The 26111-nt window shown below is 66.0% G+C and carries 22 protein-coding genes; 13 read left to right on the forward strand and 9 right to left on the reverse strand.

Annotated features, from left to right (window positions below):
* Nucleotides 1–92: 92 nt before the first annotated feature.
* The 4 genes from AC1RM6_RS22635 to AC1RM6_RS22650 form a co-directional block, all read right to left on the reverse strand.
* Nucleotides 93–1427, reverse strand: a complete 1335-nt coding sequence (locus tag AC1RM6_RS22635; RefSeq protein WP_493105403.1) for a TldD/PmbA family protein — start codon at nt 1425–1427, stop codon at nt 93–95.
* 21 nt (nt 1428–1448) lie between these two features.
* Nucleotides 1449–3083 (reverse strand): TldD/PmbA family protein, encoded by a 1635-nt coding sequence (locus AC1RM6_RS22640; RefSeq protein WP_493105405.1) that lies wholly within the window; start codon nt 3081–3083, stop codon nt 1449–1451.
* A 452-nt stretch (nt 3084–3535) separates the two neighbouring features.
* A complete protein-coding gene (locus AC1RM6_RS22645) occupies nt 3536–4354 on the reverse strand; it encodes a hypothetical protein (RefSeq protein ID WP_493105407.1) in 819 nt (272 codons plus the stop codon).
* A 91-nt stretch (nt 4355–4445) separates the two neighbouring features.
* Nucleotides 4446–5831, reverse strand: a complete 1386-nt coding sequence (locus AC1RM6_RS22650; protein WP_493105409.1) for a S8 family serine peptidase — start codon at nt 5829–5831, stop codon at nt 4446–4448.
* A 43-nt stretch (nt 5832–5874) separates the two neighbouring features.
* Between AC1RM6_RS22650 and AC1RM6_RS22655 the strand changes: the two genes are divergently transcribed.
* Both AC1RM6_RS22655 and AC1RM6_RS22660 read left to right on the forward strand, forming a co-directional pair.
* The gene (locus AC1RM6_RS22655) at nt 5875–6387 is read left to right on the forward strand and encodes an RNA polymerase sigma factor (protein ID WP_493105411.1); all 513 of its coding nucleotides are present in this window, start codon (nt 5875–5877) and stop codon (nt 6385–6387) included.
* A 36-nt stretch (nt 6388–6423) separates the two neighbouring features.
* Nucleotides 6424–7164, forward strand: a complete 741-nt coding sequence (locus tag AC1RM6_RS22660; protein WP_493105412.1) for an anti-sigma factor — start codon at nt 6424–6426, stop codon at nt 7162–7164.
* A gap of 233 nt (nt 7165–7397) precedes the next feature.
* Here the strand turns inward: AC1RM6_RS22660 and pip are convergent, their stop codons facing one another.
* From pip to AC1RM6_RS22680, 4 genes are all read right to left on the reverse strand, one after another.
* On the reverse strand, nt 7398–8489 hold the full coding sequence (pip, locus tag AC1RM6_RS22665) for a prolyl aminopeptidase (protein WP_493105414.1): 1092 nt from the start codon (nt 8487–8489) through the stop codon (nt 7398–7400).
* Between the two features lie 156 nt (nt 8490–8645).
* Nucleotides 8646–8918 carry a DUF4031 domain-containing protein gene (locus AC1RM6_RS22670; protein ID WP_493105415.1) on the reverse strand — a complete coding sequence of 91 codons (273 nt, stop codon included), beginning with the start codon at nt 8916–8918 and terminating at the stop codon, nt 8646–8648.
* Nucleotides 8919–9112: 194 nt separating this feature from the next.
* A complete protein-coding gene (locus AC1RM6_RS22675; protein WP_493105417.1) occupies nt 9113–9985 on the reverse strand; it encodes an alpha/beta fold hydrolase in 873 nt (290 codons plus the stop codon).
* Nucleotides 9986–9989: 4 nt separating this feature from the next.
* Nucleotides 9990–10589: a TetR/AcrR family transcriptional regulator gene (locus tag AC1RM6_RS22680; RefSeq protein ID WP_493105419.1), complete on the reverse strand. Its 600-nt coding sequence runs from the start codon at nt 10587–10589 to the stop codon at nt 9990–9992.
* Nucleotides 10590–10768: 179 nt separating this feature from the next.
* On the opposite strand from AC1RM6_RS22680, the gene AC1RM6_RS22685 reads away from it, so the two are divergent.
* The 6 genes from AC1RM6_RS22685 to AC1RM6_RS22710 all read left to right on the forward strand — a co-directional run bounded on the left by AC1RM6_RS22685 (nt 10769) and on the right by AC1RM6_RS22710 (nt 18164).
* Nucleotides 10769–13102 carry a TonB-dependent receptor gene (locus AC1RM6_RS22685; RefSeq protein ID WP_493105421.1) on the forward strand — a complete coding sequence of 778 codons (2334 nt, stop codon included), beginning with the start codon at nt 10769–10771 and terminating at the stop codon, nt 13100–13102.
* Nucleotides 13103–13343: 241 nt separating this feature from the next.
* Entirely contained in the window at nt 13344–14546 is a 1203-nt protein-coding gene (locus AC1RM6_RS22690) for a spinster family MFS transporter (RefSeq protein ID WP_493105770.1), read from the forward strand.
* Nucleotides 14543–15460, forward strand: coding sequence for an alpha/beta fold hydrolase (locus AC1RM6_RS22695; RefSeq protein ID WP_493105422.1), 918 nt, complete (start codon nt 14543–14545; stop codon nt 15458–15460). The genes AC1RM6_RS22690 and AC1RM6_RS22695 overlap by 4 nt, the downstream gene beginning before the upstream one ends.
* 294 nt (nt 15461–15754) lie before the next feature.
* The gene (locus tag AC1RM6_RS22700) at nt 15755–16669 is read left to right on the forward strand and encodes a hypothetical protein (protein ID WP_493105424.1); all 915 of its coding nucleotides are present in this window, start codon (nt 15755–15757) and stop codon (nt 16667–16669) included.
* A complete protein-coding gene (locus AC1RM6_RS22705; protein ID WP_493105426.1) occupies nt 16662–17273 on the forward strand; it encodes a hypothetical protein in 612 nt (203 codons plus the stop codon). Before AC1RM6_RS22700 ends, AC1RM6_RS22705 begins: the two co-directional genes overlap by 8 nt.
* Before the next feature lie 42 nt (nt 17274–17315).
* Nucleotides 17316–18164 (forward strand): putative phage abortive infection protein, encoded by an 849-nt coding sequence (locus AC1RM6_RS22710; RefSeq protein WP_493105428.1) that lies wholly within the window; start codon nt 17316–17318, stop codon nt 18162–18164.
* 162 nt (nt 18165–18326) lie between these two features.
* On the opposite strand, the gene AC1RM6_RS22715 is transcribed toward AC1RM6_RS22710, so the two are convergent.
* Nucleotides 18327–19751, reverse strand: a complete 1425-nt coding sequence (locus AC1RM6_RS22715) for a helix-turn-helix domain-containing protein (protein WP_493105430.1) — start codon at nt 19749–19751, stop codon at nt 18327–18329.
* A gap of 151 nt (nt 19752–19902) precedes the next feature.
* On the opposite strand from AC1RM6_RS22715, the gene AC1RM6_RS22720 reads away from it, so the two are divergent.
* The 5 genes from AC1RM6_RS22720 to AC1RM6_RS22740 all read left to right on the forward strand — a co-directional run bounded on the left by AC1RM6_RS22720 (nt 19903) and on the right by AC1RM6_RS22740 (nt 26017).
* Nucleotides 19903–21495 carry an isocitrate lyase gene (locus tag AC1RM6_RS22720; RefSeq protein ID WP_493105435.1) on the forward strand — a complete coding sequence of 531 codons (1593 nt, stop codon included), beginning with the start codon at nt 19903–19905 and terminating at the stop codon, nt 21493–21495.
* Nucleotides 21496–21769: 274 nt separating this feature from the next.
* Entirely contained in the window at nt 21770–21961 is a 192-nt protein-coding gene (locus tag AC1RM6_RS22725; protein WP_493105438.1) for a hypothetical protein, read from the forward strand.
* A gap of 22 nt (nt 21962–21983) precedes the next feature.
* On the forward strand, nt 21984–24134 hold the full coding sequence (locus AC1RM6_RS22730) for a malate synthase G (protein WP_493105440.1): 2151 nt from the start codon (nt 21984–21986) through the stop codon (nt 24132–24134).
* A 19-nt stretch (nt 24135–24153) separates the two neighbouring features.
* Nucleotides 24154–24444 (forward strand): GNAT family N-acetyltransferase, encoded by a 291-nt coding sequence (locus AC1RM6_RS22735; RefSeq protein WP_493105442.1) that lies wholly within the window; start codon nt 24154–24156, stop codon nt 24442–24444.
* A 289-nt stretch (nt 24445–24733) separates the two neighbouring features.
* Nucleotides 24734–26017 carry a YihY/virulence factor BrkB family protein gene (locus AC1RM6_RS22740; RefSeq protein WP_493105444.1) on the forward strand — a complete coding sequence of 428 codons (1284 nt, stop codon included), beginning with the start codon at nt 24734–24736 and terminating at the stop codon, nt 26015–26017.
* Nucleotides 26018–26111 lie beyond the last annotated feature (94 nt).

The raw sequence follows: 26111 nt of genomic DNA on the forward strand, positions 1-26111 counted from the left end.
AAGTCGAGACACGCTGCGGTGGTGGAGCGTGTCTCGACTTCGCTCGACACGAACGGAGAAGAGGTGCTCCCGCACGTTGTAGCGTGTCCCGATCAGACGGCGTCCGACAGCGAGGTGAAGGTGAAGTCGCGCAGCTTCATCGGCGGCAGCATCATGATCAGGTTGGACTCGTCGCCCTTGACCCGCACCGGCTTGCCGAGCTCCTCGATATTGTTGAGCATGATCACCGGGCTTTCGTTGAAGCGGAAATTCTTCACCGGATATTTGATCGCGCCATTCTCGATATAGAAGGTGCCGTCGCGGGTCAGTCCGGTCAGCAGCACGGTCTGCGGATCGACCATGCGGATATACCAGGTGCGGGTGACGAGGATGCCCTTCTGGGTGGTCTTGATCAGGTCTGCGGTCGACTTGGTGCCGCCCGCCATGATCAGGTTGCCGATCCCCGCGGTCTCGCGCTTGCCCTGTTTCTTCGCCCAGAAACGCGAATATTGCAGGTTGGCGACCTTGCCGTTCTCGATGATCGCCATCTTCTCGCGCGGGAGATTGTCGTCGTCCCACGGCAGCACCGGCGCATCGGGATGCCAGGGATCGGCGGTGAAATTGACCCGCGGATCATAGACCTGCTCGCCGATCTTGTTGCCGCCGCCCTTTTTCGACAGGAAGCTGCGGCCTTCGTCGGCCGAGCGCGCGTCGAAGAAATACATCATGAACGAGATCAGCCCGGCGGCGGCGGCGGGTTCGAGGATCACCGTATATTTGCCGGGCTCGAGCGCCTTGGCGTCGGCCGATGCACTCGCCTTGCGCATCGCGGTCTGGATGTCGTTGCCCGCCTTGAACGCGGTCGCGTCCTGGACATTGTGCCCGACCCAGCCCGATCCGCGCCCGTCCTCTGTGCGGACGGTGCAGGTGAAGTCGAGCGAGGTCGCGCGCTGATAGCCGAAATTGCCCTTCGAATTGGCGAAGGCGACGAAGCTCTGGCCGTCCTCGAGGAAGCCCGCGGCGATCAGCTTCTGCGCCTTGCACGGGCCGATGCTGTCGGCGGCGACCTGCGCGCGATATTCGGGGGTGATCGCGGCGGTCGCCTCGGAGAAGGTCGGGGTCGGCTTGTAGACCTGCTTGTCGACCGCCGGCATGAACTCGGGATTTTCGGGGGCAAGCCGGGCGAGATCCTCGGCGCGGCGCACCACCCGTTCGAGCGAGGCGTCGTCGAACTGGTTGATCGTGGCGATGCCGACGCGCTTGCCATAGGCCACCTGCACCGCGAGGTCGCAGTCGTTGACGATGCCGCTGGTCGACACATTGTTGAGCGCGAAACGGATATTGCCGTTGATCGCGCCGCTCAGCTGCGCGGTGCACTCGTCGGCCTTCGACAGGCCGACGACCTTGGTCAGGATCGCCTTGGCCTGCTCTTCGGTAAAGATGCTCATCTTCGAGAACTCCTGGATCTATCAGCCGAGCGAGCGGGCGGTGTTGATGACGTTGATGCCGTTGAAGCGCGCGGTCGACGAACCGTGCGACACCGAGGACACCTGGCCGGGCTGGCCCTTGCCGTCGAAGAAGGATCCGCCGAGGCGATAGTCGCTCGCGTCGCACACGCCGACGCAGGCATTCCAGAATTCCGGGGTGCGGATCTGATAGGCGACGTCCTCGATCTGCTGGCCGATCTTGCCGTTCTTGATCTCGTAGAACAGCTGCCCGCCGAACTGGGCGTTGTAGCGCTGCTGGTCGATCGAGAAAGATCCGTCGCCGATGATGTAGATGCCGTCCTCGACATCCTTGATCATGTCGGCGACCGACAATTTGGCGGCGCCGGGCTGCAGCGAGACATTGGCCATGCGCTGGAACTGCACGCTCGACCAGCTGTCGGCATAGCAGCAGCCGTCGGATTCGGTCTTGCCGATGATGTGCGCCTGATCGCGGATCACCTGATAGTCGACCAGCTTGCCGTCCCTGATCAGGTCCCAGCGCTTGGTCTTGACGCCCTCGTCGTCATAGCCGACCGCGCCGAGGCTGCCGGGCTGGAGCTTGTCGGCGACGATGTTGACCTTGTCGCTGCCGTACTGGAAATGCGCCGCGCGCTTGTCCATCGTCGCGAAGCTGGTGCCGGCATAATTGGCCTCGTAGCCGAGCACGCGATCGAGCTCGAGCGGATGGCCGACCGACTCGTGGATCGTCAGCCAGGTGTGCGAGGGATCGAGCACCAGGTCATATTTGCCGGGCTTGACCGAAGGCGCCTTGATCTTGGCCTGCGCCTGTTTGGCGGCGGCGATCGCGTCCTCCTTCATGTCGTAGGACTTGCCGTAGACGGTGACGCCGTTGGGCAGCACGAACTTGCCCGAGGGCGCGCCGTCGAGATATTCATAGCCCATGCCCATCGGCGCCGAGAGCCCCTCGCGCTCGCGGAACTTGCCGGTCGCCTTGTCGATCGCGGTGACGGTGAACGGCGCCCAGATCCGATGGACGTCCTGGTCGATATACGATCCGTCGGTGCTGGCGAAATATTTCTGCTCGTTGACCAGGAACAGCATCGAATTGATGAAGTTCGCGCCGGCCGCCAGCGCCGCCGAATTGACGCTCATCAGCAGGTCGGCCTTCTCCTTGATCGGCACCTGCATCGCATTCTTGGTGATCGGCGCCTTCCACGACACCACGCCGACGCCCTTGACCGGCGCGAGCTGGACCGGCGCGGTCTGGCTCTTGGCATTGGCCTTGGCGATCGCCGCCGCCTGCTGCGCGGCGCGGGCGACGCTGTCGGGCGACAGGTCGTTGGTCGCGGCGAAACCCCAGGCGCCGTTCGCGATCACGCGGATGCCGACCCCGGTCGATTCGGTGTTCACGACATTTTCGACATGGTCGTCGCGGGTGATCACGAACTGGCGCAGATAGCGGCCGACCCGCACGTCGCAATAGCTCGCGCCCGCTCCGGTCGCCGCGTTGAGCGCGGCGTCGGCGAGCGTCTTCTTGAAGCCGACATCGAGGGCATCGCCGAGCGCCTCGGCGGCGATCGCCTTGCCGAAGAGCGACGGCAGCATGGCGCCGCCCAGGCCGAGGCCGCTGAGCGCCAGAAAATTACGTCTGTCCAAGACTGTCTCCACCGGCATGCCCGCGATCGCGGGACTGGAAGGATAGGATGTGCATGTGCGCTGCAGCATGCTTGCCGACATAAATGACACTATGGCGCGCGGCGTCAAACGGCTTTTCGCGTATCGGCGAGAAACTGTGTTACTTTTATAGCACGCATAGGAAAATTGGCGTTAAAACAAGGGCGAAGGTGCTTCGGCGATGCTGAAGGGGGAAGCCGCTCGCGCCGTCGCGATTATATTCCCATAGGCGCGGTTCGTTCCACGCGCGGACTCCCTTATCCGTCACCCCGGACTTGTTCCGGGGTCCACACTGCGCCGGTGTTGCCCAGCTTCTCATGGGTTGCGCTCGTGGTTCGGTGGACCCCGGAACAAGTCCGGGGTGACGAAGCTCATATGCGAAAAGCCCCTCCCGCAAGCGGGAGGGGCTCCGAGAGGCTTCGATAGGCGAAGGATCACGCCGCCGGATTGCCCGGGGTCGAGGAAGGCGCGGGCGTGCCCGCAGTCGCCGAACCCGATCCCGATCCCGATCCGGTGACCGAGGCCGCGCCGCCGGTCACCGAGCCGGCGAGACCGCCCGAGCCGGCGCCATTGGCGGCCGCGGTCGCGCCCTTCGCCTGGTTCACTGCCGACCCGACCCGATCGCGGGTGGCCGCAACCGCCCCGCTCGCGGTGCCGCGCGCGGTGTCGACGGTCGAGGCGACCCGGTCGCGAGCGCTGGCGACGCCGTTGGTTGCGGCGGTGCGGGCGCTGCCGACCGTCGACGAGGCGGTGTCGCGCGCTGATCCGACCGTGCTCGCCACCTGATCGGTGCCGACCGCGTTGACGCTGGTGCCGACATTGCGGCTGACGCTGGTGCTGCCCGAATTGGCGACATTGCCGGCGAGCGCGCCGCCATTGGGCCCGCTGGCGCCCAGCGCCGCGTCGGTGCTGCGCGAGACCGTGCCGGCCAGGCCGGCATCGGCGGCGACATTGCCCGATTTGGTGTTCACCGACTTGTTGGCCTGGGCGCTGCCCGACCCGGTCACGCTGTTCGAGACGCTGCCGGTCGCCGAACCGAGCGAACCCGCGGCGCCGCTCAACGAACCGGTCGCGCCGGTGACCCCGCCGACGGTGCCGCCGAGGCCGCCCGCGCCCGAAGTCATTCCGCTCACCGCGCCGCCGAGCATCCCGGCACCGCCGCCGCCCAGCAGTTGCGCCGCCGCGGGCGCCGCCGCGACACCGGCCATCATCATCGCCGCCACCATCAGACGGGCTTTGGTTGGATTGGTCATCGGTCTTCTCCTCATCTGCCGCCGGCCATGTCGTCCGGCTTCATGGAGAGCAACGACAGCCGCTCGGCGATTCATCCCGCCGCCGGCCAAATTATTTCAGGCCGACCGATTTCGGCGGAATCGCGCAGTCGCCGCAGACGATGCCGCGGCCGACCTTGCCGCCGCCGGGCCGCGCCTCGGCGGCGAGCGCCGCAAGCGTCGCGTCGGCATTGCCACGGTCCAGCCGGGCGAGGCGCGCGGTCACCAGCGGCGCCGCGAACGAGGTGCCGCGCAGTTTCTCCCAGCCGCCGCCGGGCACCGCCCCCGCCATGTCGGCACCTGGTGCGGCGAAATCGAGGTGGAGCGGCTTGCCGGCCTCGAACAGCGCCTTGCCCTTCGCATCGACCCCGGTGACCGCGACCACGCCGGGATAGGAGGCCGGATATTGCGGCGGCGCCGCCGGCCCGTCATTGCCGACCGCGGCGACGATGATGATGCCCTTCGCCTGCAGCGCCTTCACCGCCGCCAGCAGCAGCGGGTTGGGCGGGCCCACCAGGCTGATGTTGACGACGCGCGCGCCGCTTGCCGCCATCCAGCCCATCGCGCGCATGATCGCATCGGCCGATCCGTTGCCCGCCGCACCCCCATAGACATCGGCAACCAGCAGCGTGCCGCCCGGCGCCGCACCATGGAAGGCACCGGCGCTGCCGACGATCAGCGAGGCGACCGCGGTGCCATGGCCGCTCGGCCGCGCCGCCCCGGCGAAACCGCGCTGCTCGATATGCGCGCCCGCGAAGGCCGGGTGATTGCCGACGCCGCCGTCGATCAGGCCGATGCGGGTACCGGCTCCTTTTCCATCCGGGCCCGCGCTTCCCGACTCGGCGGCCGGCCCTTTCGCCGGCGCCAGCGGCGCCCTGGCCGGTTCGTAGACATGGTCGAGCGTATAGGTGCCGGCGGGGTCGATCGCACGGAGCTTCGCGATCGCCTTGCGCGCCGGCTCGCCCTTCGGTGGCGCGAGGATCGTCGTCGTCAGCCCGAGTCCCTCGACCGCGCCGCTGCGGACCAGCGCGAAGCCCGCCGCCTGCGCCCTGGCCAGCGCATCGGGCGCGAGTCCGATCGCGACGATCTCGCCGCGGCGGATGACATTGCCGTCATCGTCGACGTCGAGCGCATCGCGATTCGCGCGCAGCAAGGCACGCTGCCGTTCCTTGCGCAGCGACAGCAGGTCGCCCGGGGTCAGCGCGCGCAGCGTGTCGCCCACCCCCATCAGCGGACCCTGCAGCCCGCCGACCACCCCGCCTTGCCCGCTCGAACCGCCGAGCAGGCCCGAGGTCAGCCCACCAAGCCCGCCGCCCGGCAATCCGCCACCGCCCAGTCCTCCACCTAGGCCGCCGCCACCGATCCCGCCGCCGCCCAGCAACTGCGCCGTGGCCGGCCCGCCGACCGCGATCGCCGCCGCCAGCAGGCCGATCCGCATCCTTCGCGTCATGTTGCGCATGGTCTTTCCTTTTTCGTGGCACCGATGGATGAAACGACGGGCGATGGTCGTTTCATCCGCATGGCTACGAGGCAGATCATTGGACGAGTTCGAAAGCGCGCTGGCAAGCCTGCTCCCCCGGCTGCGGCGATTTGCCCATGGCCTGACCCGCGACGCCGCGGATGCCGACGACCTGACCCAGCAGGCGGCCGAACGCGCGCTCAAATCGCGGACGCTGTGGCAGCCGGGGACGAATTTCGACGCCTGGGTCTATCGGATCATGCGCAATCTGTGGATCGACACCGCGCGCAGCCGCCAGCGGCGCGACCGGGTGCTGGCGCCCGAGGAGGAAGGGGTGGCGGTCGGTGCGAGTGGCGACGCCGAGACCCGGGTCGAGCTCCATTATCTGATGCGCGCGCTGGGCCAACTGCCCGACGAGCAGCGCGAGGCGGTGGCGCTGGTGATGATCGAGGGCTTCGGCTACGCCGAGGCGGCGACGATCCTCGATATCCCCGCGGGAACGCTCACCAGCCGGCTGGTGCGCGGGCGGCAGGCATTGATGAAGATCCTGGGATGAAAATCCTGGCATGAAGAGGCTGGACGGAGACGGGTCATGAGCGGAACGATCGACGAAGCGACGATCATCGCCTGGATCGACGGCGAGCTTGGCGATGCCGAGGCCGATCGGGTCGCGCGCGCGGTCGCCGCCGATCCGGCGCTCGGCGAACTTGCCGACCGCCACCGCGCGATGAAGGCCCGGTTCGCCAAGGCGTTCGGCGCGATCATCGCCGATCCCGCGGCGCTGCCGCAGGCGACGCCCCCCCGGCGCGCACCGGCGCCGGTGATCTCGCTGGCGGCGGCGCGCGCCGAACGCAGCGAGCGGACCGAACAGAAGAAGCGCGCCGCGCCGCCGCGCCGGGCGACGACGCCGGGCGGCTGGGCGATCCCCGGCGCGATCGCCGCGAGCCTCGTCGTCGGCGCGCTCGCCGGCTATGGCTTCACCCCGCCCGGGGTCGGCGACCATCCCGGCGCGCTGGCCGTCGCCGGCCCGATCGCCCAAGCGCTCGACCAGCAGGCCTCGGGCGAGGCCGGCCCGATCCGGGTCGCGCTGAGCTTCCGCGACCATGACGGCCAATATTGCCGCAGCTTCGTCGGCACCAGCCTGTCGGGCGTGGCGTGCCGCGCCGGCGACGGCTGGCAGCTTCGCTATGCGGCCCCGGACAAAGCCGGCGATGCCGCCTATCGCCAGGCAGGCGGCGACACCACCCAGACCCAGCTGATCGGCGCGATGATCGCCGGCGATCCGCTCGACGCCCCGGGCGAGAAGAAGGCGCGCGAGGCGGGGTGGCGGTAACCAAGCTGGAAGCCCCTCCCCTTTAGGGGAGGGGTTCGTCAGGTCGGGAGTGCCCCCGGCACTCCCTCAACCATGCCGGGGGCATGGTTGACCTGACGAAGGTGGGGCGCGAGCGCAGCGAGCGTCTACGCTGGAACCGAAAGCGCCTTCAGCGGCATCGAGCCGAGCCGCTTCAGTCGCCACCCACCCCTTCCCCCTCCCTTGAAAGGGAGGGGCTTATTCCCAAAAAACCATCACCCGATCGGCAGCAGCCCATCCATGATCGCGGTCAGCGCCAGCACGGTCTGCGCCTCCATCGCGCTATGCCCGGCATTGGTCAGGACGAAACTGGCCGGCGTCGCGCCGGCCCCCGCCATCGCCTCGACCAGCCGCGAGGCCTGGGTCAGCGGGCAGACCTGGTCGAAGCGGCCATGGACGATATGGGTCGGGATGGCGGCGATCCGGTCGACATGGGCGACGATATAGTCGGGCGGCAGGAACAGGTCGTTCGCGAAGAAATGCGCCTCGATCTGCGCGAAGGACAGCGCGAACGCCGCCTCGCCGAACTTGCCCGGGTCGCTGTCCTGCGGGATCATGTTCGAGATCGTCCCCTCCCAGACCGACCAGGCGAGCGCCGCCTGCAGCTGGCGCGCGCGGTCGGCATCGTCCTGCGGCACCATGTCGAAGATCGCCTTGTAGGCGGCCATCATGTCGGCGCGCTCCGCCGGCGGGATGATCTCGACGAACGCCTGCCACTCGTCGGGATAGCTGATGTAGCTGCCGGGCTCGGTGATCGCGAACGGCCGCTCGGCAAAAGTCGCGGCATTGCCCTGGTACATATAGAGCAGGTCCTCGGGGGCGCCGAGGAAGATGCCGCGCAGGATCAAGGTCGCGACGTCCTCGGGATGGCGGATCGCATAGACCAAAGCGAGGGTGCTGCCCCAGCTGCCGCCGAACAGATGCATCTTGCCGCCGATGCCGAGCGCCTGCCGCAGCGCGCGGATATCCTCGACCAGATGGTCGGTGGTGTTGCGGGTCAGCGCGATCGCGGGGCCCGCGGCGGCGACCGTCGGCTCGCTCTTCCCGCAGCCGCGCTGGTCGAACAGGATTACCCGGTAGCGCGCCGGATCGAAGAAGCGCGCCATCGCCGGCGCACAGGCGCCGCCCGGCCCGCCGTGGAGGAACATCAGCGGCTCGCCGGCGGGATTGCCATATTCCTCCCAATAGAGCCGGTGGTCGGGATCGCTGTCGACCTGGAGCAGGCCGGAGCGGTTGGCGACCGCCGGCGGATAGGCCCATTCGTCGCGCACGGTGCTGACGGGCTGGAGCTTCGAGAGATCGATCATGGGGGAGTTGCCTTCATCCGATATATGCTTCGTGTTGCCCGGAATAATATCAACCGCCTCGAATTCTATCCCGTTCGTGTCGAGCGAAGTCGAGATACGTGCCACCAGCGCACCATGTCTCGACGACGCTCGACATGAACGGAAAAGGGGCAGGCACTATCGCACCCCCGGAAACCCCGGCTCCGCCCGCAGCCGCCGCATGATCCGCACGATCTCGCGGCGGTCGACCTCGACAGCGCCCAGCCGGACCGCGGCGTCGCGCCGTTCCTCGTTGAGGTCGTAATGCGGGAAGCTCACCGGCTGGAACCAGATCCGCCGCATGCCGATCGCATCGGCCATGGCGTGGAGTTCGTCGAGCGTGTCGGCGAGCATATGGCACATCAACATGCCGTGGAACGGGTTGCGGGCGTTGTCGACATAGACGGACATGAGGCGACAGATGGGGCCGGGCGGCGTCGATGCCAATGGCTGGCGGCGCGGCCTCGGATCGAGCCCGCCCGCATCCTACCCACCACCGTCACCCTGAACGTGTTTCAGGGTCCACCGTGCCGCGGGGGGCCGTTCCCGAGAGGAAGAGTGGATGCTGAAACCAGTTCAGCATGACGGACTTTGAGGTTCGTTCTTCAAGGACACCCGTCGAGCAACTCCCCGATCGCCGCCAGCGCCGCCGGCTCGTCGAGCATCGGCGCATGGCCGACATCGGGCACGATCCGCAGCGCGACGTTCGCCCGGCCCGCCACCATCGCCGCGGCATCGTCCGGATCGAGCAGGTCCGACAGCGCGCCGCGCAGCAGCAATAGCGGCCGGCCGGTCGCGAGCCGGTCCCAGCGCTGCCAGGGGTCGGCGCTGAGCGCCCCCTCCCCATCACCGAGCGGGTGGGCGATCGCCGGATCGCACAGCGGGATGATACGCCCGCTTTCCTCGCGGAACATCCGCCGCGCCATCCGCGCCCAGTCGGCGGCGCGATAATGCGGCAAAGCGGATTCGTTCAGCCGGCGCAGCCAGTCGGCGGCCGCGGCCCAGTCGTCGATCGGCGGGGTCTTGCCGGCATAGGCCGCGATCCGCGCGAGCCCGGCGGGGGCGAGCACCGGGCCGACATCGTTGATCGCCGCCGCCGCGATCAGCCCCGGGCGCAGCATCGCCAGCTCCATCGTGATCAGCCCGCCCATCGAGGTGCCGACGAAGATCGCCCGCGCCACCCCGAGCGCATCGAGCAGCCGCGCGACATCGTCGGCATAGGCGGGAAGCCGATAGTCGGCGGCGGGATCCCATTCGGACAGGCCGCGCCCGCGCACGTCGACCGCGAGCACGCGGCGGCGCCGCGCCGCGAGCCAGGGCGCCAGCGCATCGAAGTCGGCGGCGTTGCGGGTCAGGCCGTGGAGGCAGATCACCGGGAGCAGCGCCGGGCCCGCCGCGGCGGCATAGTCGCGCGCATGGAGGGTGAGCCCGTCCGCCGAGCGCCAGAAGCGATGCGCGAATAGGTCGCCCTCGGCCATCGGCCTAGTCCTTCTCGCCCCCGCCGCGCGGCGCGATACCATTTGCGATGAAGTCGCCCGCGACCCGCGACACCTCGGCCGGATCATAATCCTCCTCGCCCCACACCCCGAAGCGCAGCCCCAGGAAGACGTTGATCCCCATCAGCGCCCAGGCGCGAATCTCGGCCGATCCTTCGCTGACCTCGCCACGCGCCTGGCCCGCGGCGAGGCGGGCGGCGATGCGGCCGGCGGTGTTGGTATAATGTTCGCGATAGGTCGCCGGATCGACGAACTCGGCCTCGTCGATGATCCGGTAGATCTGCTTGTGGTGGCGCACGAACTCGAGATAGGCGCGCTGGCCGGCGCGTTCGGCCTCGACCTGGTTCGCCTCGACGACGATGCGCGGCCCGACGAAATCGCGGACCTGCCCGCTCAGGTCCCTGACCAAAGCGGTGAAGATCGCCTCCTTCGAATCGAAATAGGTGTAGAAGCTGCCGATCGCGGTCCCGGCCCGGCGGGTGATCTGGCTGATCGACGCCTCGTGGAAGCCCTTTTCGCCGAACTCCTCGGCCGCCGCGTCGAGCAGCGCGCGCAGCGTCCGCCGCCCGCGTTCGGTCTTCGGCATCTTGGCTTCACCGGCGACACTCACCGTGTCTGCCGCGCTATCCCCTTCGTTCAAAGGGTTTTTTCGAGAATCCATCTCCCAGTCTCTTTTCGTATTTGAAACCCGGTTCAACTTTCATTATGACCAAGCCCAACGAAGCGCAAGCGTCATGCATTGCGCTCTTATCTGGGAGAGGTCCGATGGCCACCATGGCATCCTTGCGTCATGCTTTTCTGTCTTTCGCGAGCCTCGCGGCACTGAGCGCCCCGGCGATGGCGCAGCCATCCGACCAGCCCGCACCCGCCGCCGACCAGGCCGACGACGGCGAGGCGATCGTCGTCACCGCGCGCCGGCGCGAGGAGACCCTGCTCAACGTGCCGATCGCGGTCAGCGCCTTTTCGGGCGACAAGCTCGAACGCACCGGCACGCTCGACATCACCGACATTTCGAACAGCACCCCCAACGTCACCCTCGAAGTGTCGCGCGGCACCAATTCGACCCTGACCGCCTTCATCCGCGGCGTCGGCCAGCAGGATCCGGTCGCCGGGTTCGAGGCCGGGGTCGGGCTCTATCTCGACGACGTCTATCTCAACCGCCCGCAGGCGGCGGTGCTCGACATTTACGACGTCGAGCGGATCGAGGTGCTGCGCGGGCCGCAGGGCACGCTCTATGGCCGCAACACGATCGGCGGCGCGGTCAAATATGTCACCAAGCGGCTCGGCGACGATCCGACCCTGTCGGTGCGCGCGACCTATGGCACCTACGACCAGGCCGAAGGCGTGGTGAAGGGGAGCCTGCCGATCGGCGACGGCACGATCAAGGTCGGCGGCGCGGTCGCGCGCCTCTCGCGCGGCGGGTTCGGCAAGAACCTCACCACCGGTCAGGACAATTACAACAAGGATATCTGGGCGGGCCGCGCCACCGTGCAGATCGAACCGAGCAGCAGCGCCTTCTTCCGCATCACCGGCGACTATACCAAGGATCGCAGCAATCCGCGCGGCGGCCACCGGCTGATCCCCGGGCTGTTCAGCGGCACCCCGGTGCTCAGCGACGTCTATGACAGCCAGGGCGGGCTGGTGTCGCCCAAGCAGGACGTCAAGGCCTGGGGGGTGTCGGGCTATGGCGAGATCAAGCCCACCGACTGGCTGACGATCCGCAGCATCACCGCCTATCGCAAGGACGACAGCGCCTCGCCGATCGATTTCGACGCGCTGGCGGCGGTCGATGTCGACGTGCCGGCCTATTACAACAACAAGCAATTGTCGCAGGAGGTGCAGGCGCTGGTGAGCAGCGGCGGCTTCAGCGGGCTGTTCGGTTTCTATTATCTCGACGCCGCCGCGCGCACCGTGTTCGACGTCCGGCTGCCGAGCGCGGTGACCGCGCTGACCTTCGGCAATGTCGACACCGACACCACCGCCTTCTTCGGCGACGTCACCTATGATTTCAGCGACCAATTCTCGGTGTCGGCGGGCGGCCGCTACACTTGGGACACCCGCAAGTCGCGGATCCTGCGCGGCACCTATCTGGGCGGCGGATCGCCCTTCTTCGGCGGCACCGGCGTGCTGCTGGCGACGACCTCGGATTTCCGCGGCACCGCCACCTTCAAGGAATTCACCCCGCGCGCCTCGGTCAGCTTCAAGCCGACCCCCGATCACAACATCTATGCGAGCTATTCGAAGGGCTTCAAGGGCGGCGGCTTCGATCCGCGCGGGGTGTCGACCGCGGCCCCCGACACCAACCGCGACGGGGGGCGCAGCTATGACGAGATCTACGATTTCCTGTCGTTCGATCCCGAGACCGTCGACAGCTATGAGATCGGCTACAAGGCGCAGTTCTTCGATCGCCGCCTGAACATCGCGCTCGCGGTGTTCGACGCCGAATATAAGGACGTCCAGGTCCCTGGATCGGCGGGCACCGTGATCAACGGCCAGCAGACCTTCATCGGCGTCACCACCAACGCCGGCAAGGCACGGATTCGGGGCGTCGAATATGAGGGCAGCTTCCTCGCCGCGCGCGACCTGTTCGCCGCCAGCGACCGCGTCGACCTCAACTGGTCGCTCGGCTATATCGACGCCAAGTACAAGCAGTTCATCGATGCCCGCGGCCTCAACGTCGCCGATCGCCGCGCCTTCCAGAACACCCCGAAATGGACGACGAGCGGGTCGATCGGCTACACCACCCCGGTGGGACCGGGCAAACTCAACATCAACAGCACGCTGTCGTGGCGCAGCAGCACCCAGCAGTTCGAGCTGCGCACCCCGGGGCTCGACCAGAAGGGCTATGCGCTGCTCGACGCCAGCCTGGTGTGGACCTCGGACGGCGACCGCTGGACGGTCGGGCTCCACGGCCGCAACCTGACCGACAAGAAATATATCGTGTCGGGCTACAACTTCCTCAGCCAGAATGCCGACACCGGCAATTTCAACCGCACCCCCGCCGGCGCGCTGATCCCGACGCTCGGCCGCGAGGGCGTGCTCACCGCTTATTACGGCAATCCGCGGCAGGTGTTCGCGACCGTGGGGATGAAGTTCTGACCCGGGCGATCGAAATTTCGGCTCCCTTTGCCGGGTCGAACGCCGGTCGAAATTTCGACTCCCTTTTCCGTTCGTGTCGAGCGAAGTCGAGACACGCTCCACCACCGATGCGTGTCTCGACTTCGCTCGACACGAACGGGGCAGGACTAAGGTTTTTGGTATGACGCCGACCCCGATCCCTGCCGCTCCCGCAGCGGGCCCCATCCCTGCAACCACCGGCCGCAAGGCGCTGGTGCTCGCGATGCTGCTGATCGTCTACACGTTCAACTTCGTCGACCGGCAGATCCTCGGCATCCTCGCCGGGCCGATCCAGGCCGAGCTCCACCTCAGCGACACCCAGCTCGGAGTGCTCGGCGGGCTCGCCTTCGCGATCCTCTATTCGACGCTGGCGGTGCCGCTCGCCTGGCTCGCCGACCGCACCAGCCGAACCTGGGTGATCGCCGGGTCGCTCGGCATCTGGAGCGCGTTCACCGCCCTGTGCGGGGTCGCCACCGGCTTCGTCCAGCTCTGCGCGTGCCGGCTCGGGGTCGGAGTCGGCGAGGCGGGCGGGGTCGCCCCCTCCTATGCGCTGATCGGCGACACTTTTCCGCCGCAGCAGCGCGCGCGGGCGCTGGCGATCTATTCGCTCGGCATTCCACTGGGCTCGGCGCTCGGGGTGCTGTTCGGCGGCTATATCGCCGCGACCGTCAACTGGCGCGCGGCCTTCCTGTCGATCGGCATCGCCGGGCTGCTATTCGCGCCCTTGTTCAAGCTGCTGGTGCGCGAGCCCAAGCGCCACGATCCGGCCGGCAGCCCCAAGCCGCGCTTCATCGACGTGGTCCGCATCCTCGCCGCCAAGCGCAGCTTCTGGCTGCTCGCCTTCGGCGCGGCGTCGAGCTCGATGATGGGCTATGGCCTCGGCTTCTGGCTGCCGTCGCTGCTGCGGCGCTCGTTCGATCTCGACCTGATCGCGGCCTCGCGCTTCTTCGGCGCGCTGGCGCTGACCGGCGGGGTCGCCGGGATCATCCTCGGCGGCTGGCTCGGCGACTGGCTCGGCGCGCGCGACCGCGCCGCCTTCGCCCGGGTGCCGACGATCGCCTATGTGATCTGCGTGCCGCTCTATGCCGCGGCGATGCTGGCGCCGTCGGTGTGGCTGTCGTTCGCGCTGTTCGTGGTACCGCAGGCGCTGGCCTATGTCTGGCTCGGCCCGGTGATCACCGCGGTCCAGCATCTCGTGCCCGCGCCGATGCGCGCGACCGCCTCGGCGAGCTTCCTGCTGATCAACAATCTGATCGGGGTCGGCGCCGGCGCGCTGTCGATCGGCGCGCTGTCCGACCGGCTCGCGCCGAGCTTCGGCGACGACGCGCTGCGCGTCGCGCTGCTGATCTCGCTGGTCTATTATCTGATGGCGGCCTTGTTCATGGGGCTCGCCGCCAAGCATCTGCGCACCGAGTGGGTCGAATGAGCCGGGCGCCGATCAGGCCACTGCTCGCCCTCGCCGCGCTGCTCGGCCTTGCCGCCGTACCGTTGCAGGCGGCGTCGGCGACCGCGACAACGACACCCGTGGCCATGGCTGCCACCGACCGGATGATCGAGGTCGACGGCGCGACGCTCCATGTCCGCGACGAGGGGCCGCACACCGCGCCGCCGATCATCCTGATCCACGGCTTCACCTTCGCCCTCGACACATGGGACGGCTGGGCCGCCGACCTTGCCCGCGACCACCGGGTGATCCGCTACGACCTGTCGGGCCATGGCCAAAGCCCCGCCGATCCCCGCGCCCGCTACGCGACCGCCGACCGTGAAGCGCAACTGCTCGCGCTGATGGACAAGCTCCACCTCCGCAAGGCGGCGATCGCCGGCAACAGCCTGGGCGGCCTGATCGCCTGGAACTTCGCCGCCGACCATCCGGAGCGGGTCGACAAACTGATCCTGATCGACAGCGGCGCCTTCCCGATGAACGGCGTCACCGACAAGCCGGTCGCGGTCCCCCCGGTGATGGCCGCTTTCCTGACCGCCCCGACCCCGGCCGGCATCGCCTTCACCGCCCAGCGCATTTACGCGCATCCCGACCGGGTCCCGCCGGCCCGGCTCGAAACGCTCCGCGCCGACATCGCTCGCAACGGGCCGGCGCTGGTCGCGCATCTCGAACAGTTCACGCTGCCCGATCCGGTCGCAAAGCTGGCGCGGATCAAGGCGCCGACCTTGGTGCTGTGGGGGCGGGCCGATCGGATGATTCCGGTGGGGGATGGGGAGGGGATTGCGGCGGCGGTGCCGGGGGCGAAGCTGGTCGTTTATGATGATGTGGGGCATGTGCCGCAGGAGGAAGCGGTGGGCGAGACGCTGCGTGATGTGCGGGGATTTCTGGCCGGTAAATAGACGTAGCGGGCGCTAGAAGCCGGTGGAATTTCATGCGCTGGAACGACCGGATTTGGGCCGGTTGCGGACTGGCAGCTTTCAGATCGTCAGGCGCAAGAAGCTGCCGTTAAACTAACGCTTCAATGGCGGAAGCTGCATCCGCCTTGGCCGCGTAGTGCTATCGGCTCCAAACTGGATCAAACGGAAGTCGAACGCTTTGTGGAGCTTTGCGTCCCTACATGCTAGGCTTCGGCTTAGAACCGAAGTCCGAACTGGGGAGGCTGTCTTTTGCCGCGTCGGAACCGCAAAGATAAGGTGACTGTATCGTTCCACTATCTCACTCGCACCGTTCAAGGCGACGATGGCGAGCCGAAGAACGCTCCTTTCTCTGTCCAAGAGTTTAACGAAGCGATGGAACGGCTGGCTGCGATGCCGCCCATCGACACGTCGACGCAGGATGCGGTTGATAAGCTGCGTTTCAGCAGCACTGCACCTGTTGAAGATGTGACCGAACTCGAACCCGGACTTCATTTCGGGAAGTACAAAGCCATCTATTCTGGGCACACATATCAAAACACGGCTAAAGGCGAAATTCCGTACAATAGTGCGAGTATCCGAAACTTCTATTTTATTGCGTACAGATCAAATTCTAGCGGTCGGGTGTATATTGCAACTCAGTATCTCGGGCAATTTGGGGATTATTCAGGGCTTCGCAACACGATCGAAAGGGCATTTACCAACCGGAAGGGTGTTGAATCTCGGTCGTTTCGCAATGATTCTACGGCGTTCGAGAAGGTCAATGCCGAAGAAATCGTTATAGAATATCTGAAGCCGGGTTCGAATGCTGGCGCGGCTAATAATTTCGGAAACGTCAGCACGATTGTGTTGAAAAAGAGCGGTGATGGAACGCAATTTGCCGCCGCAACTCGTAAGCGACTCTTTTCTATTTTCAAAAGTCCGAAGGATAAGATCAAAGCCGAAGTGGCGAAAATTCTCAAAGAGGATCAACTCATATCAGTGTCAGACGAAGACATCCTGAATTGCACGGTTCTTGCCGAGATCGACGGCAGCAAAGCAAAGTATTACTTTATTAACGATAGCAATCGCGCTACTCACTTTGAGTTATCTGTTGGGTTGGATGATCATGGCCATCCGGCACCCGAACAACTGAAGTCAGTTATGCGTGACATGCTAAAAAACAGGATTCTGAAAAAGTCCGAAAATGTTTAGCATTGCTGACATCATTCGCCGAGATGCGTCCACATATTATGAGTACGGAACCAATAATCGTGTAGGTCGCGTCAAGACGCTCATAATTTTTGGCGTTTTATCGATCGTTATTGGCGGACTTGTCACCGAAGCTTCTTCCGATTTTTTAGCTGGGGCGCTTTCTGCTGAAGCAATACTTGTAGGTTTTAGCTTCAATGTTCTTTTTTATCTCGTGGCCAATCGCCTAACGCGACCCGCCGCTTATGCGAGCATCGAACATGAGTTGCGCTTCGAGCGACTATCCAAGCTTTCGGACGAAGTGTTCGATAACGTCACTTATTTCAACCTAGTTGCCATTTCGGCTGCAGTCGCTGCGTTAATACTGCTGCTGATCGGGTCGGAGGGCTTTAACGCAAACCTTCAAAAGATAGGGGCATTCATCGAAAACCGAACGCGGATTGATCAAGCGACGCTTAGCTGGGCGAAATACGGCACGAAATCGGCTGGCTTAGGCGCTCTCATATTCGTCCTATGCGAGAGCATATATACGTTCCTACGGGCTGTCGGGCGCGTGCGGTTCTACTTCAGCATGCTGAAGACCATGAATGACGAAATTGGGACTTAGGTTCGAGAGCAGCGATCGAGGCTACGGCGTTAGGGGAAGGCAATGCGAGGCTGGTTCGCTCGGCATGGTGGAGTGCTGCTTGGTGTAGCGTTCGTGTTGATTTGGGTTCTTGTCGTACTGTTTTCCGGGTGGGGAGTTAACGCCACCGGCATTGACTGGAACTTTGAACGAACCGGGCAACTTGGCGATTCGTTCGGCGTCCTAGGCGCGATGATGGCGGCCGCAGCGGCATACTTCGCTTTTCGCACTTATCAGTCGGCGCGCGACGATGTGGCTCGGCTCGAACGACGTGCGGCAGAGCCTTCATATCTGAACTTGCTTGAGCGCAGATTCGATATTTTGGATCGGGTTCGATTGTCGCGCATGAGGATAACTCCGAAAGGCCCGGAAGGGTTTGAGCGCATCGGACAGAATGCGCTTGACTGGATTGTCATGCTTTTAAGAAAGCCAGATAGTGATAACCGGGCGCTAAGAACTCGATATTCGCGTTCTGTCAGCGGCGTCTCCGGCCTGTCGAACCTGTATCGCTTCACGTATCATATTGTTTCGTATGCAGATCGACAGTTCGCGGAACGGACGGTCGGAAGTGCAATTTCGAAGGCCGATCCGGCATATCAGTATGTACGCCTCCTTCGCGCTCAGATGTCGGACGCAGAATTGGTTTTAGTAGCACTGAATTGCGCGTTCGGCCCGGGTCACGAAAAATTCAAACCTCTCGTTGAGCGTTATGCTCTGCTGCATAATATGAACCCGTCAGACCGCGCGCTCTTTGGCTTGGACAATTTATTTGAGCCAAGCGCCTTCGGAATTCATCCTGAAGACCGGATCGCCCACGGAGACGGTCCACCGCACTTGAGTGCCGAACTCGACGACGGCATTGTCGGCGAATGATGGCCGAGATGTTGGCCGTAGTCGCGCCATTGGCACTACGTATCTGATATTACTACAGAATTGGCAGAGACGGAGATTTTCGAACTTCTAAGGCGACTTTTGGGAAATCCCGTCCGACGGCTGGCCGTCCGGTTATAGGGCGCAAAGCTGACGAGCGCTCTCTCAATCATCCGCGAACAAAAACGGCGCACTCCCTCCCAGATAGTCGTTCGGCAATATCTGCCGCCCGATCGGCGGCGCCGAGCGCGCCGCGCACGCCGTGCGGTGGCACAGCCGGCACGACACCCCGATCGGGGTCACGCCGCGCGGGGCGGCCTCGCCCTGCGCATAGATCAGCTTGTGGGCATGCTCCGCCGCGCAGCCGAGCGCGATCGAGCGGTCGATGCGGGGGCGGTCGAAGCCGCCGCCGCCGGCGGTGACGGTGCGCGCGATCGAGAAGAAGCGCTGGCCGTCGGGCAGCTCGATCCACTGCGTGACCACCTCGCCCGGGGTGCGGAACGCCTGGTGGACCGACCAGAGCGGGCAGGCGCCGCCATGGCGGGCGAAGGGGAAGCCGGCGCCGTCGAGCCGCTTCGAGACATTGCCGGCCTGGTCGACCCGGATGAAGAAGAAGGGCACCCGTTCCTCGCCCGGCTTCTGCAGGGTGGTGAGCCGGTGCGCGGTCTGTTCGAAGCTGGTGGCGAACTGGCGGGCAAGCGCCTCGACATCGTAGCGCTGCGCCTCGACCGCGCGCGCGAACGCCGAATAGGGCATCAGCAGTGCGGCGGCGGCATAGCTGGCGAGCGCGCGGCGGGCGAGGTTGAGCCCGCCCTCGGTGTCGAAGCTGCCGCCTTTGAGCACCGCGTCGATATCGCCGCGCAGTTCGAGATAGGCGAGCTGCAGCGCGAGCTGGAAGCGGTGGCTGGCGCCGTCGAGGCCGTCGTCGACGAACAGGGTGTCGCGGTGCATGTCGAAGCGCCGGGTCAGCCCGCCCATCGCCTCGGCTGCCCAGCGCCGGACCTTGACGTTGTGCTTCGCCTTCAACCGCGCGGCGAAGCCCTCGACCCCGGCGCCGAGCGTCGCGATCTCGCCCGCCAGCCGCTCGGCGGTCTCGTCGAGCATGGGAAAACTGTTGCGCCGGGCGCCGAGGAAGCGCCGCACCTCGGCGAGCGGATCGGCGGCCTCGGCGCCGCGCGTACCGTCGCGCCCCTGCGCCGCGGCGCTGTCGGCGAGCGCCAACTGTTCCTCGCTATAGGCGGTGTAGAGCCGCAGCAGCGCCTCGGTGATGCCGGTATAGTTGGTCGCGACGTCGGCGGCCTCGAGCGCGGGGATGTCGATGTCGGCGAACATCGGATCCTTGAGCACCGCCTGCAACCGCGCGCCATGATCGCTGCCCTCGTCGCTGGCGAGGTCGGCGACGTCGAGCTTGTAGGTCCGCGCCAGCCGCAGCAACATGTCGGCGGTCAGCGGCCGCTGGTTGCGTTCGAGCAGCGCGACATAGGATGGCGAAATGCCGAGATCCTCGGCCATGTCGGATTGCTTGAGGCCGAGCTCGCGCCGCAGCCGCCGCAACCGGGGCCCCAGATAGACCGCACGCTGATTGGCCATACAGGCTTTACCTCGACTCGTTGTACAGTCTGTACAGCTTTACACGAATCTTTTGTAAAGTCTCACAACTGAACTTCGCAAGGCCTCGCCGGGTGTCATGTCGGCGCGTTAGTCCCCCGTCATCGCATTATCGACCGAATGAGGGACTGCCATGTCGTACCAGGATCATATCAACCATCTCGACCAGCTGATCGACGGCCAGAGCGGCTGGACCGGGATCGGCGCTGAGTCGGTTGCGCGCATGCGCCTGCAGAACCGCTTCCGCACCGGGATCGACATCGCGCGCTACACCGCGAAGATCATGCGCGAGGACATGGCCGCCTATGACGCCGATCCGGCGAACTACACCCAGTCGCTCGGCTGCTGGCACGGCTTCATCGGCCAGCAGAAGATGATCAGCATCAAGAAGCATTTCGGCACCACCAAGGGCCGTTACCTCTATCTGTCGGGCTGGATGGTCGCCGCGCTGCGATCCGAATTCGGGCCGCTGCCCGACCAGTCGATGCACGAGAAGACCAGCGTTCCGGCGCTGATCGAGGAACTCTACACCTTCCTGCGCCAGGCCGACGCCCGCGAGCTGGGCATGATGTTCCGCGACGTCGACGCCGCGCGCGCCGCCGGCGACCAGCTGCGCGAGAAGCAGCTGCTCCAGGCGATCGACCAGCACCAGACCCATGTCGTGCCGATCATCGCCGACATCGACGCGGGCTTCGGCAATGCCGAGGCGACTTATCTGCTCGCCCGCAAGATGATCGAGGCCGGCGCCTGCGCGCTGCAGATCGAGAATCAGGTGTCCGACGAGAAGCAGTGCGGCCACCAGGACGGCAAGGTCACCGTGCCGCACGAGGACTTCCTCGCGAAGATCCGCGCCTGCCGCTACGCCTTCCTCGAACTCGGCGTCGAGGACGGGATCATCGTCTCGCGCACCGACTCGCTGGGTGCGGGCCTGACCAAGCAGATCGCGATCAGCCACACCCCCGGCGACATCGGCGACCAGTATAACGCCTTCCTCGATTGCGACGAGGTCAGCGCGGCGACCGCGCGCAACGGCGACGTGATCATCGTGCGCGACGACAAGCTGATGCGCCCGAAGCGGCTGCCGTCGAACCTCTACCAGTTCCTGCCGGGGACCGGGGCCGATCGCTGCGTGCTCGACTGCATCACCTCGCTGCAGAACGGCGCCGACCTGCTGTGGATCGAGACCGAGAAGCCGCATATCGAGCAGATCGCGTCGATGGTCGACGCCATCCGCGAGGTCGTGCCCAACGCCAAGCTGGTCTACAACAACTCGCCGTCGTTCAACTGGACGCTCAATTTCCGCCAGCAGGTGTTCGACGCCTGGGCCGCCGAAGGCCGCGACCTGTCGGATTACGACCGGGCCCGGCTGATGAGCGTCGATTATGACGCGACCGATCTCGGCATCGAGGCCGACAACCGCATCCGCACCTTCCAGAAGGACGCGGCGGCGCGCGCCGGCATCTTCCACCACCTGATCACCCTGCCGACCTATCACACCGCCGCTCTGTCGACCGACAATCTGGCGCGCGAATATTTCGGCGAGGCGGGCATGCTCGGCTATGTCCTCGGCGTCCAGCGCCAGGAGATCCGCCAGGGCATCGCCTGCGTGAAGCATCAGAACATGGCCGGATCGGACATGGGCGACGACCACAAGGAATATTTCGCCGGCGAGGCCGCGTTGAAGGCCGGCGGCACCCACAACACGATGAACCAGTTCGCGGCCTGATCACCGTATAGGAGAGGCGCCATTCGGGCGGGGTAACGGATCCTGCCTTCTACCTTCACTTCTGAAGCCTTCTCCCGCCTGCGGGAGAAGGTTTGGATGAGGGTCTTCTTCCTTCTTATCCTTCACGGAAGAAGAAACAGAAGAAGACCCTCACCCAACCCTCTCCCATGAAGAATGGGAGAGGGCTCAAGAAGGGGAGAGGTGAAGGGAACCCCGACCCGAATGGCGGCCTGCACATCACAACCAAGACAACAGACCAAGGAAAGGAACGACCATGGACACCACCACGACCACCACCGAACCGACCCCGATGGGCGCGAGCCCGGCGCGGTCGCGCGCGGTCTTTTCGTCCGAGGATTTCGGTTTGATCCGCACCGCGATCGGGCACTATCTGCGCGAGGTCCAGGACAAGCCGGAATCGATCAAATACGCCAATCTCTATCATCGTCTCGGCCGGTTGGGCTGAGCGCCGCGGCTAGGATAAGATAATGACGACGAGCACGACCACGCGCGCGGGCCTTTCGATGGCGAAGGTCTTCGCCGACTTCATCGAGGGCGAGGCGCTGCCGGGCAGCGGGATCGCCGCCGACGCCTTCTGGCAGGGCACAGCAGCGATCCTGGCCGACTTCGCGCCGCGCAACCGCGCGCTGCTCGACCGGCGCGACGCGCTGCAGGCGGCGATCGACGGCTGGCATGGCGAACGGGCGGGCCAGCCGATCGACCAGGCGAGCTATCAGGCTTTCCTGCGCGAGATCGGTTATCTGGTCGCCGAGCCCGCGCCGTTCGCGATCGACCCCGACAAGGTCGATGCCGAGGTCGCGACGATGGCCGGCGCGCAGCTCGTCGTGCCGGTGCTCAACGCCCGCTTCGTGCTCAACGCCGCCAATGCCCGCTGGGGCAGCCTCTACGACGCGCTCTACGGCACCGATGCGCTGCCCGGCGCGGCGACCGGCAAGGGTTATGACCCGGTCCGCGGCGCGCAGGTGATCGGCTGGGCCAAGGCGTTCCTCGACGATGTCGTCCCGCTCGACGGGATCAGCTGGACCGCATGGACCGGCGGCACCCCGCCGCTCGCCGATCCGGCCCAGCTCGTCGGCGATGCCGGCGCCAACATCCTGCTGCGCCACAACGGGCTCCATCTCGAACTGGTGATCGACCGCGATCATCCGGTCGGCCGCGACGATCCCGCCGGGCTCGCCGACATCATCCTCGAATCGGCGCTGTCGACGATCGTCGACCTCGAGGATTCGATCGCCGCGGTCGATGCCGAGGACAAGGTCGAGGCTTATGCCAACTGGCTCGGGCTGATGAAGGGCACGCTCAGCGCGAGTTTCGTCAAGGGCGGCGCGACGATGACCCGCACGATGGAGGCCGACCGCGCCTATACCGCGCCCGACGGCACCGGCTTCACTTTGCCCGGCCGCAGCCTGATGTTCGTGCGCAATGTCGGCCATCTGATGACGACCCCGACGATCTTCCTCGCCGACGGATCGGAGGCGCCCGAGGGCATCGTCGACGCGATCGTCACCAGCCTGATCGGGCTGCACGACCTGCGCCGCCAGGGCGCGTATGTGAACAGCCGCGCCGGATCGATCTATATCGTCAAGCCGAAGATGCATGGGCCCGACGAAGCCGCCTTCGCCAACGACCTGTTCGACGCGGTCGAGGATCTGCTCGGGCTCGATCGCCACACCGTCAAGCTGGGGCTGATGGACGAGGAGCGCCGCACCTCGGCCAATCTGGCGGCGTGCATCGAGGCGGTGCGTCACCGCATCGTCTTCATCAACACCGGCTTCCTCGATCGCACCGGCGACGAGATGCACACGTCGATGCGCGCGGGCCCGATGATCCGCAAGGCGGAGATGAAGGGCAGCGACTGGATCAAGGCCTATGAGGACCGCAACGTCCAGATCGGCCTCGCCTGCGGCCTGTCGGGCAAGGCGCAGATCGGCAAGGGGATGTGGGCGGCGCCCGATCGCATGGCCGACATGCTCGACCAGAAGATCGGCCATCCGCTGGCGGGCGCCAGCACCGCCTGGGTGCCGTCGCCGACTGCGGCGACGCTGCACGCGACCCATTATCACCGGGTCGACGTGTTCGCGCGCCAGGCCGAACGCCGCGCCGAACCGATCGCCGCGCTCGACCGGTTGCTGAGCGTGCCGGTCTCGGCCGGCCACAACTGGTCGCCGCAGGAGATACGCGACGAGCTCGACAACAATGCCCAGGGCATCCTCGGCTATGTGTCGCGCTGGATCGACCAGGGGATCGGCTGCTCGAAGGTGCCCGACATCAACGATGTCGGGCTGATGGAGGACCGCGCGACACTGCGCATCTCGTCGCAGCATATGGCCAACTGGCTGCTGCACGGGGTGTGCTCGGCCGACGAGGCCGACGCCGCGCTCGGGCGGATGGCGCTGCGGGTCGACGCGCAGAACGCCGCCGATCCGCTCTACACCCCGCTCGATCGATCGGGCTTCTCCTATCGCGCGGCGCGGGCGCTGGTGTTCGAGGGCCGCGAGCAGCCCAACGGCTATACCGAGCCGCTGCTCCACCGCTACCGTGCCGAGGCCAAGGCGGCGCAGGCCATCGAGGCCGACGAGGAGGAAGCCGAGGGAACGGAGGTCGTCGCGGCCGGTTGAGCGCGGGAAGGAGATCCCGATGTCCGAGACCGTGCGCAACAACAGCGAAGAGCATCGTTACGAACTGGAGGTCGACGGCCAGCTTGCGATCGCGGCGTATGAACCCCGCGGCGGCGCGCTGGCCTTCACCCACACCGTGGTGCCCGAAGCACTGGCCGGCCGCGGCATCGCCAGCCGCCTGATCAAGGCCGCGCTCGACGATGCGCGGGCGCAGGGCCTCAAGGTCGTCCCGATCTGCGAATTCGTCGCGGCCTATATCGACAAGCATCCCGAAGAGCAGGATCTGCTGGCCGCCGACGCGCCGGGTTGAGGCGGTCTTAGACCCTCCCCACGCGTAGCGTGGGGAGGGGGACCAGCGAAGCTGGTGGAGGGGTCCTCCTCGCTATCGATGTTGCGCAGACCCCTCCACCGCCCTTCGGCCACGGCTGCTGCGCAGCCGGCTCCGCGCTTTCACCATGCCCCCGGCATGGTGACGCACTACGCCCCCCTCCCCAAAGCTGCGCTTTAGGGAGGATCTGCAGGGAACGATCCCCCGCCTCCCCGGTTTGTTCATCAGACGTTCAGGAGACGAATGATGGGCGAAATCGCCTTGCAAGCCATTGACTAGCCTCGCGAAACTGCCGGTCGACGAGCTGATCTCGCGCGCCCCGGGCCGCGATGCGACCAGCCCCTGGGCACTGCCCTGGGCGGCGTGGAAACAGGTGCTCGCGCGCAGCTGGAAGGAAGCGAACGACGACAATATGAGCCTGATCGCCGCCGGGGTCGCCTTTTACGGCTTCCTCGCGCTGGTGCCGCTGCTCGGGTCGCTGGTGCTGCTCTATGGGTTGATCGCCGATGCCGCGACCGTGCTCCACGATATCGGCGCGCTCGCGCAGGTGCTGCCGGCCTATGCCGCCAAGTTCATCGCCCACCAGCTCGTCGAGATCGTCACCGCCTCGACCGGCAAGAAGGGGCTCGGCCTGCTGGTCGCGCTGGCGCTGGCGCTGTTCGGCGCACGCAACGCCGCAGGGTCGATCGTGACCGCGCTCAACATCGCTTATGAGAAGGCCGAAACCCGCGGCTTCATCAAGCTGAACCTGCTCGCGATCGCGATCACCGCCGCCGGGGTGCTGATCGCGGTCGTCGCCGTCGTCGCCATCGCCGCGCTCGGCCATCTCGAGGGCATGTTGCCGCAGATGCCCGACTGGCTGCTCGCGATCGGCAAGATCCTCTCCTATCTGGTGATGGCGCTCGGCGGCGCCGCCGGGGCCGCGACCCTCTATCGCTACGGCCCCGCCCGCGCCGAGGCGCGCTGGATCTGGCTGACCCCGGGCTCGCTCGGCGCGGCGCTGACCTGGCTGCTGCTGTCGCTCGGCTTCGGGGTCTATGTCGCCAATGTCGACGATTATAGCGCGACATATGGATCGCTGAGCGCGATCGTCGTCGTGCTGACCTGGCTCTATCTGTCGAGCTATATCCTGCTGTTCGGCGCCGAACTGAATTCGGAACTCGAACATCAAACCGTGCGCGATTCGACCAGCGGCGCCGAACGACCGATCGGCGAGCGCGGGGCTTGGGTCGCCGACCATGTCGCGGGCGAGGATCCGCAGGAGAATGACGGACGCGCCTCGCCGGTCTCGGATGCACCCGCCGAAACCAGCCTGCCGCCTGCCGAGAAGCCGCGGTCGGTCCCTGCCGAATATGTCACGATCCGCACGACCGCACGGGTCGGCCGGCTGGCGAAGGTGGCGCGGATCGGGATGCTGCCTTCGATCCTCGCTGCGACCGGCCTGTCGATGCTGCGCCGGCGCGGCAAGGGCGCAGCCGGTGCGGCGGCGCTGGGTGCGGCGGGAGCGCTGGCGTGGCTGTCGCGCGACAAACCCAAGCCTGGCGAGAATGGCTGAATATTTAAGGAATAACAATGATTTCGTCATGCTGAACTTGTTTCAGCATCCACTCATCCCCTCGGGAACGGCCCCTTGTCGCACGGTGGATGCT

It is taken from the genome of Rhizorhabdus sp. GW822-FHT03C02, assembly GCF_058801765.1.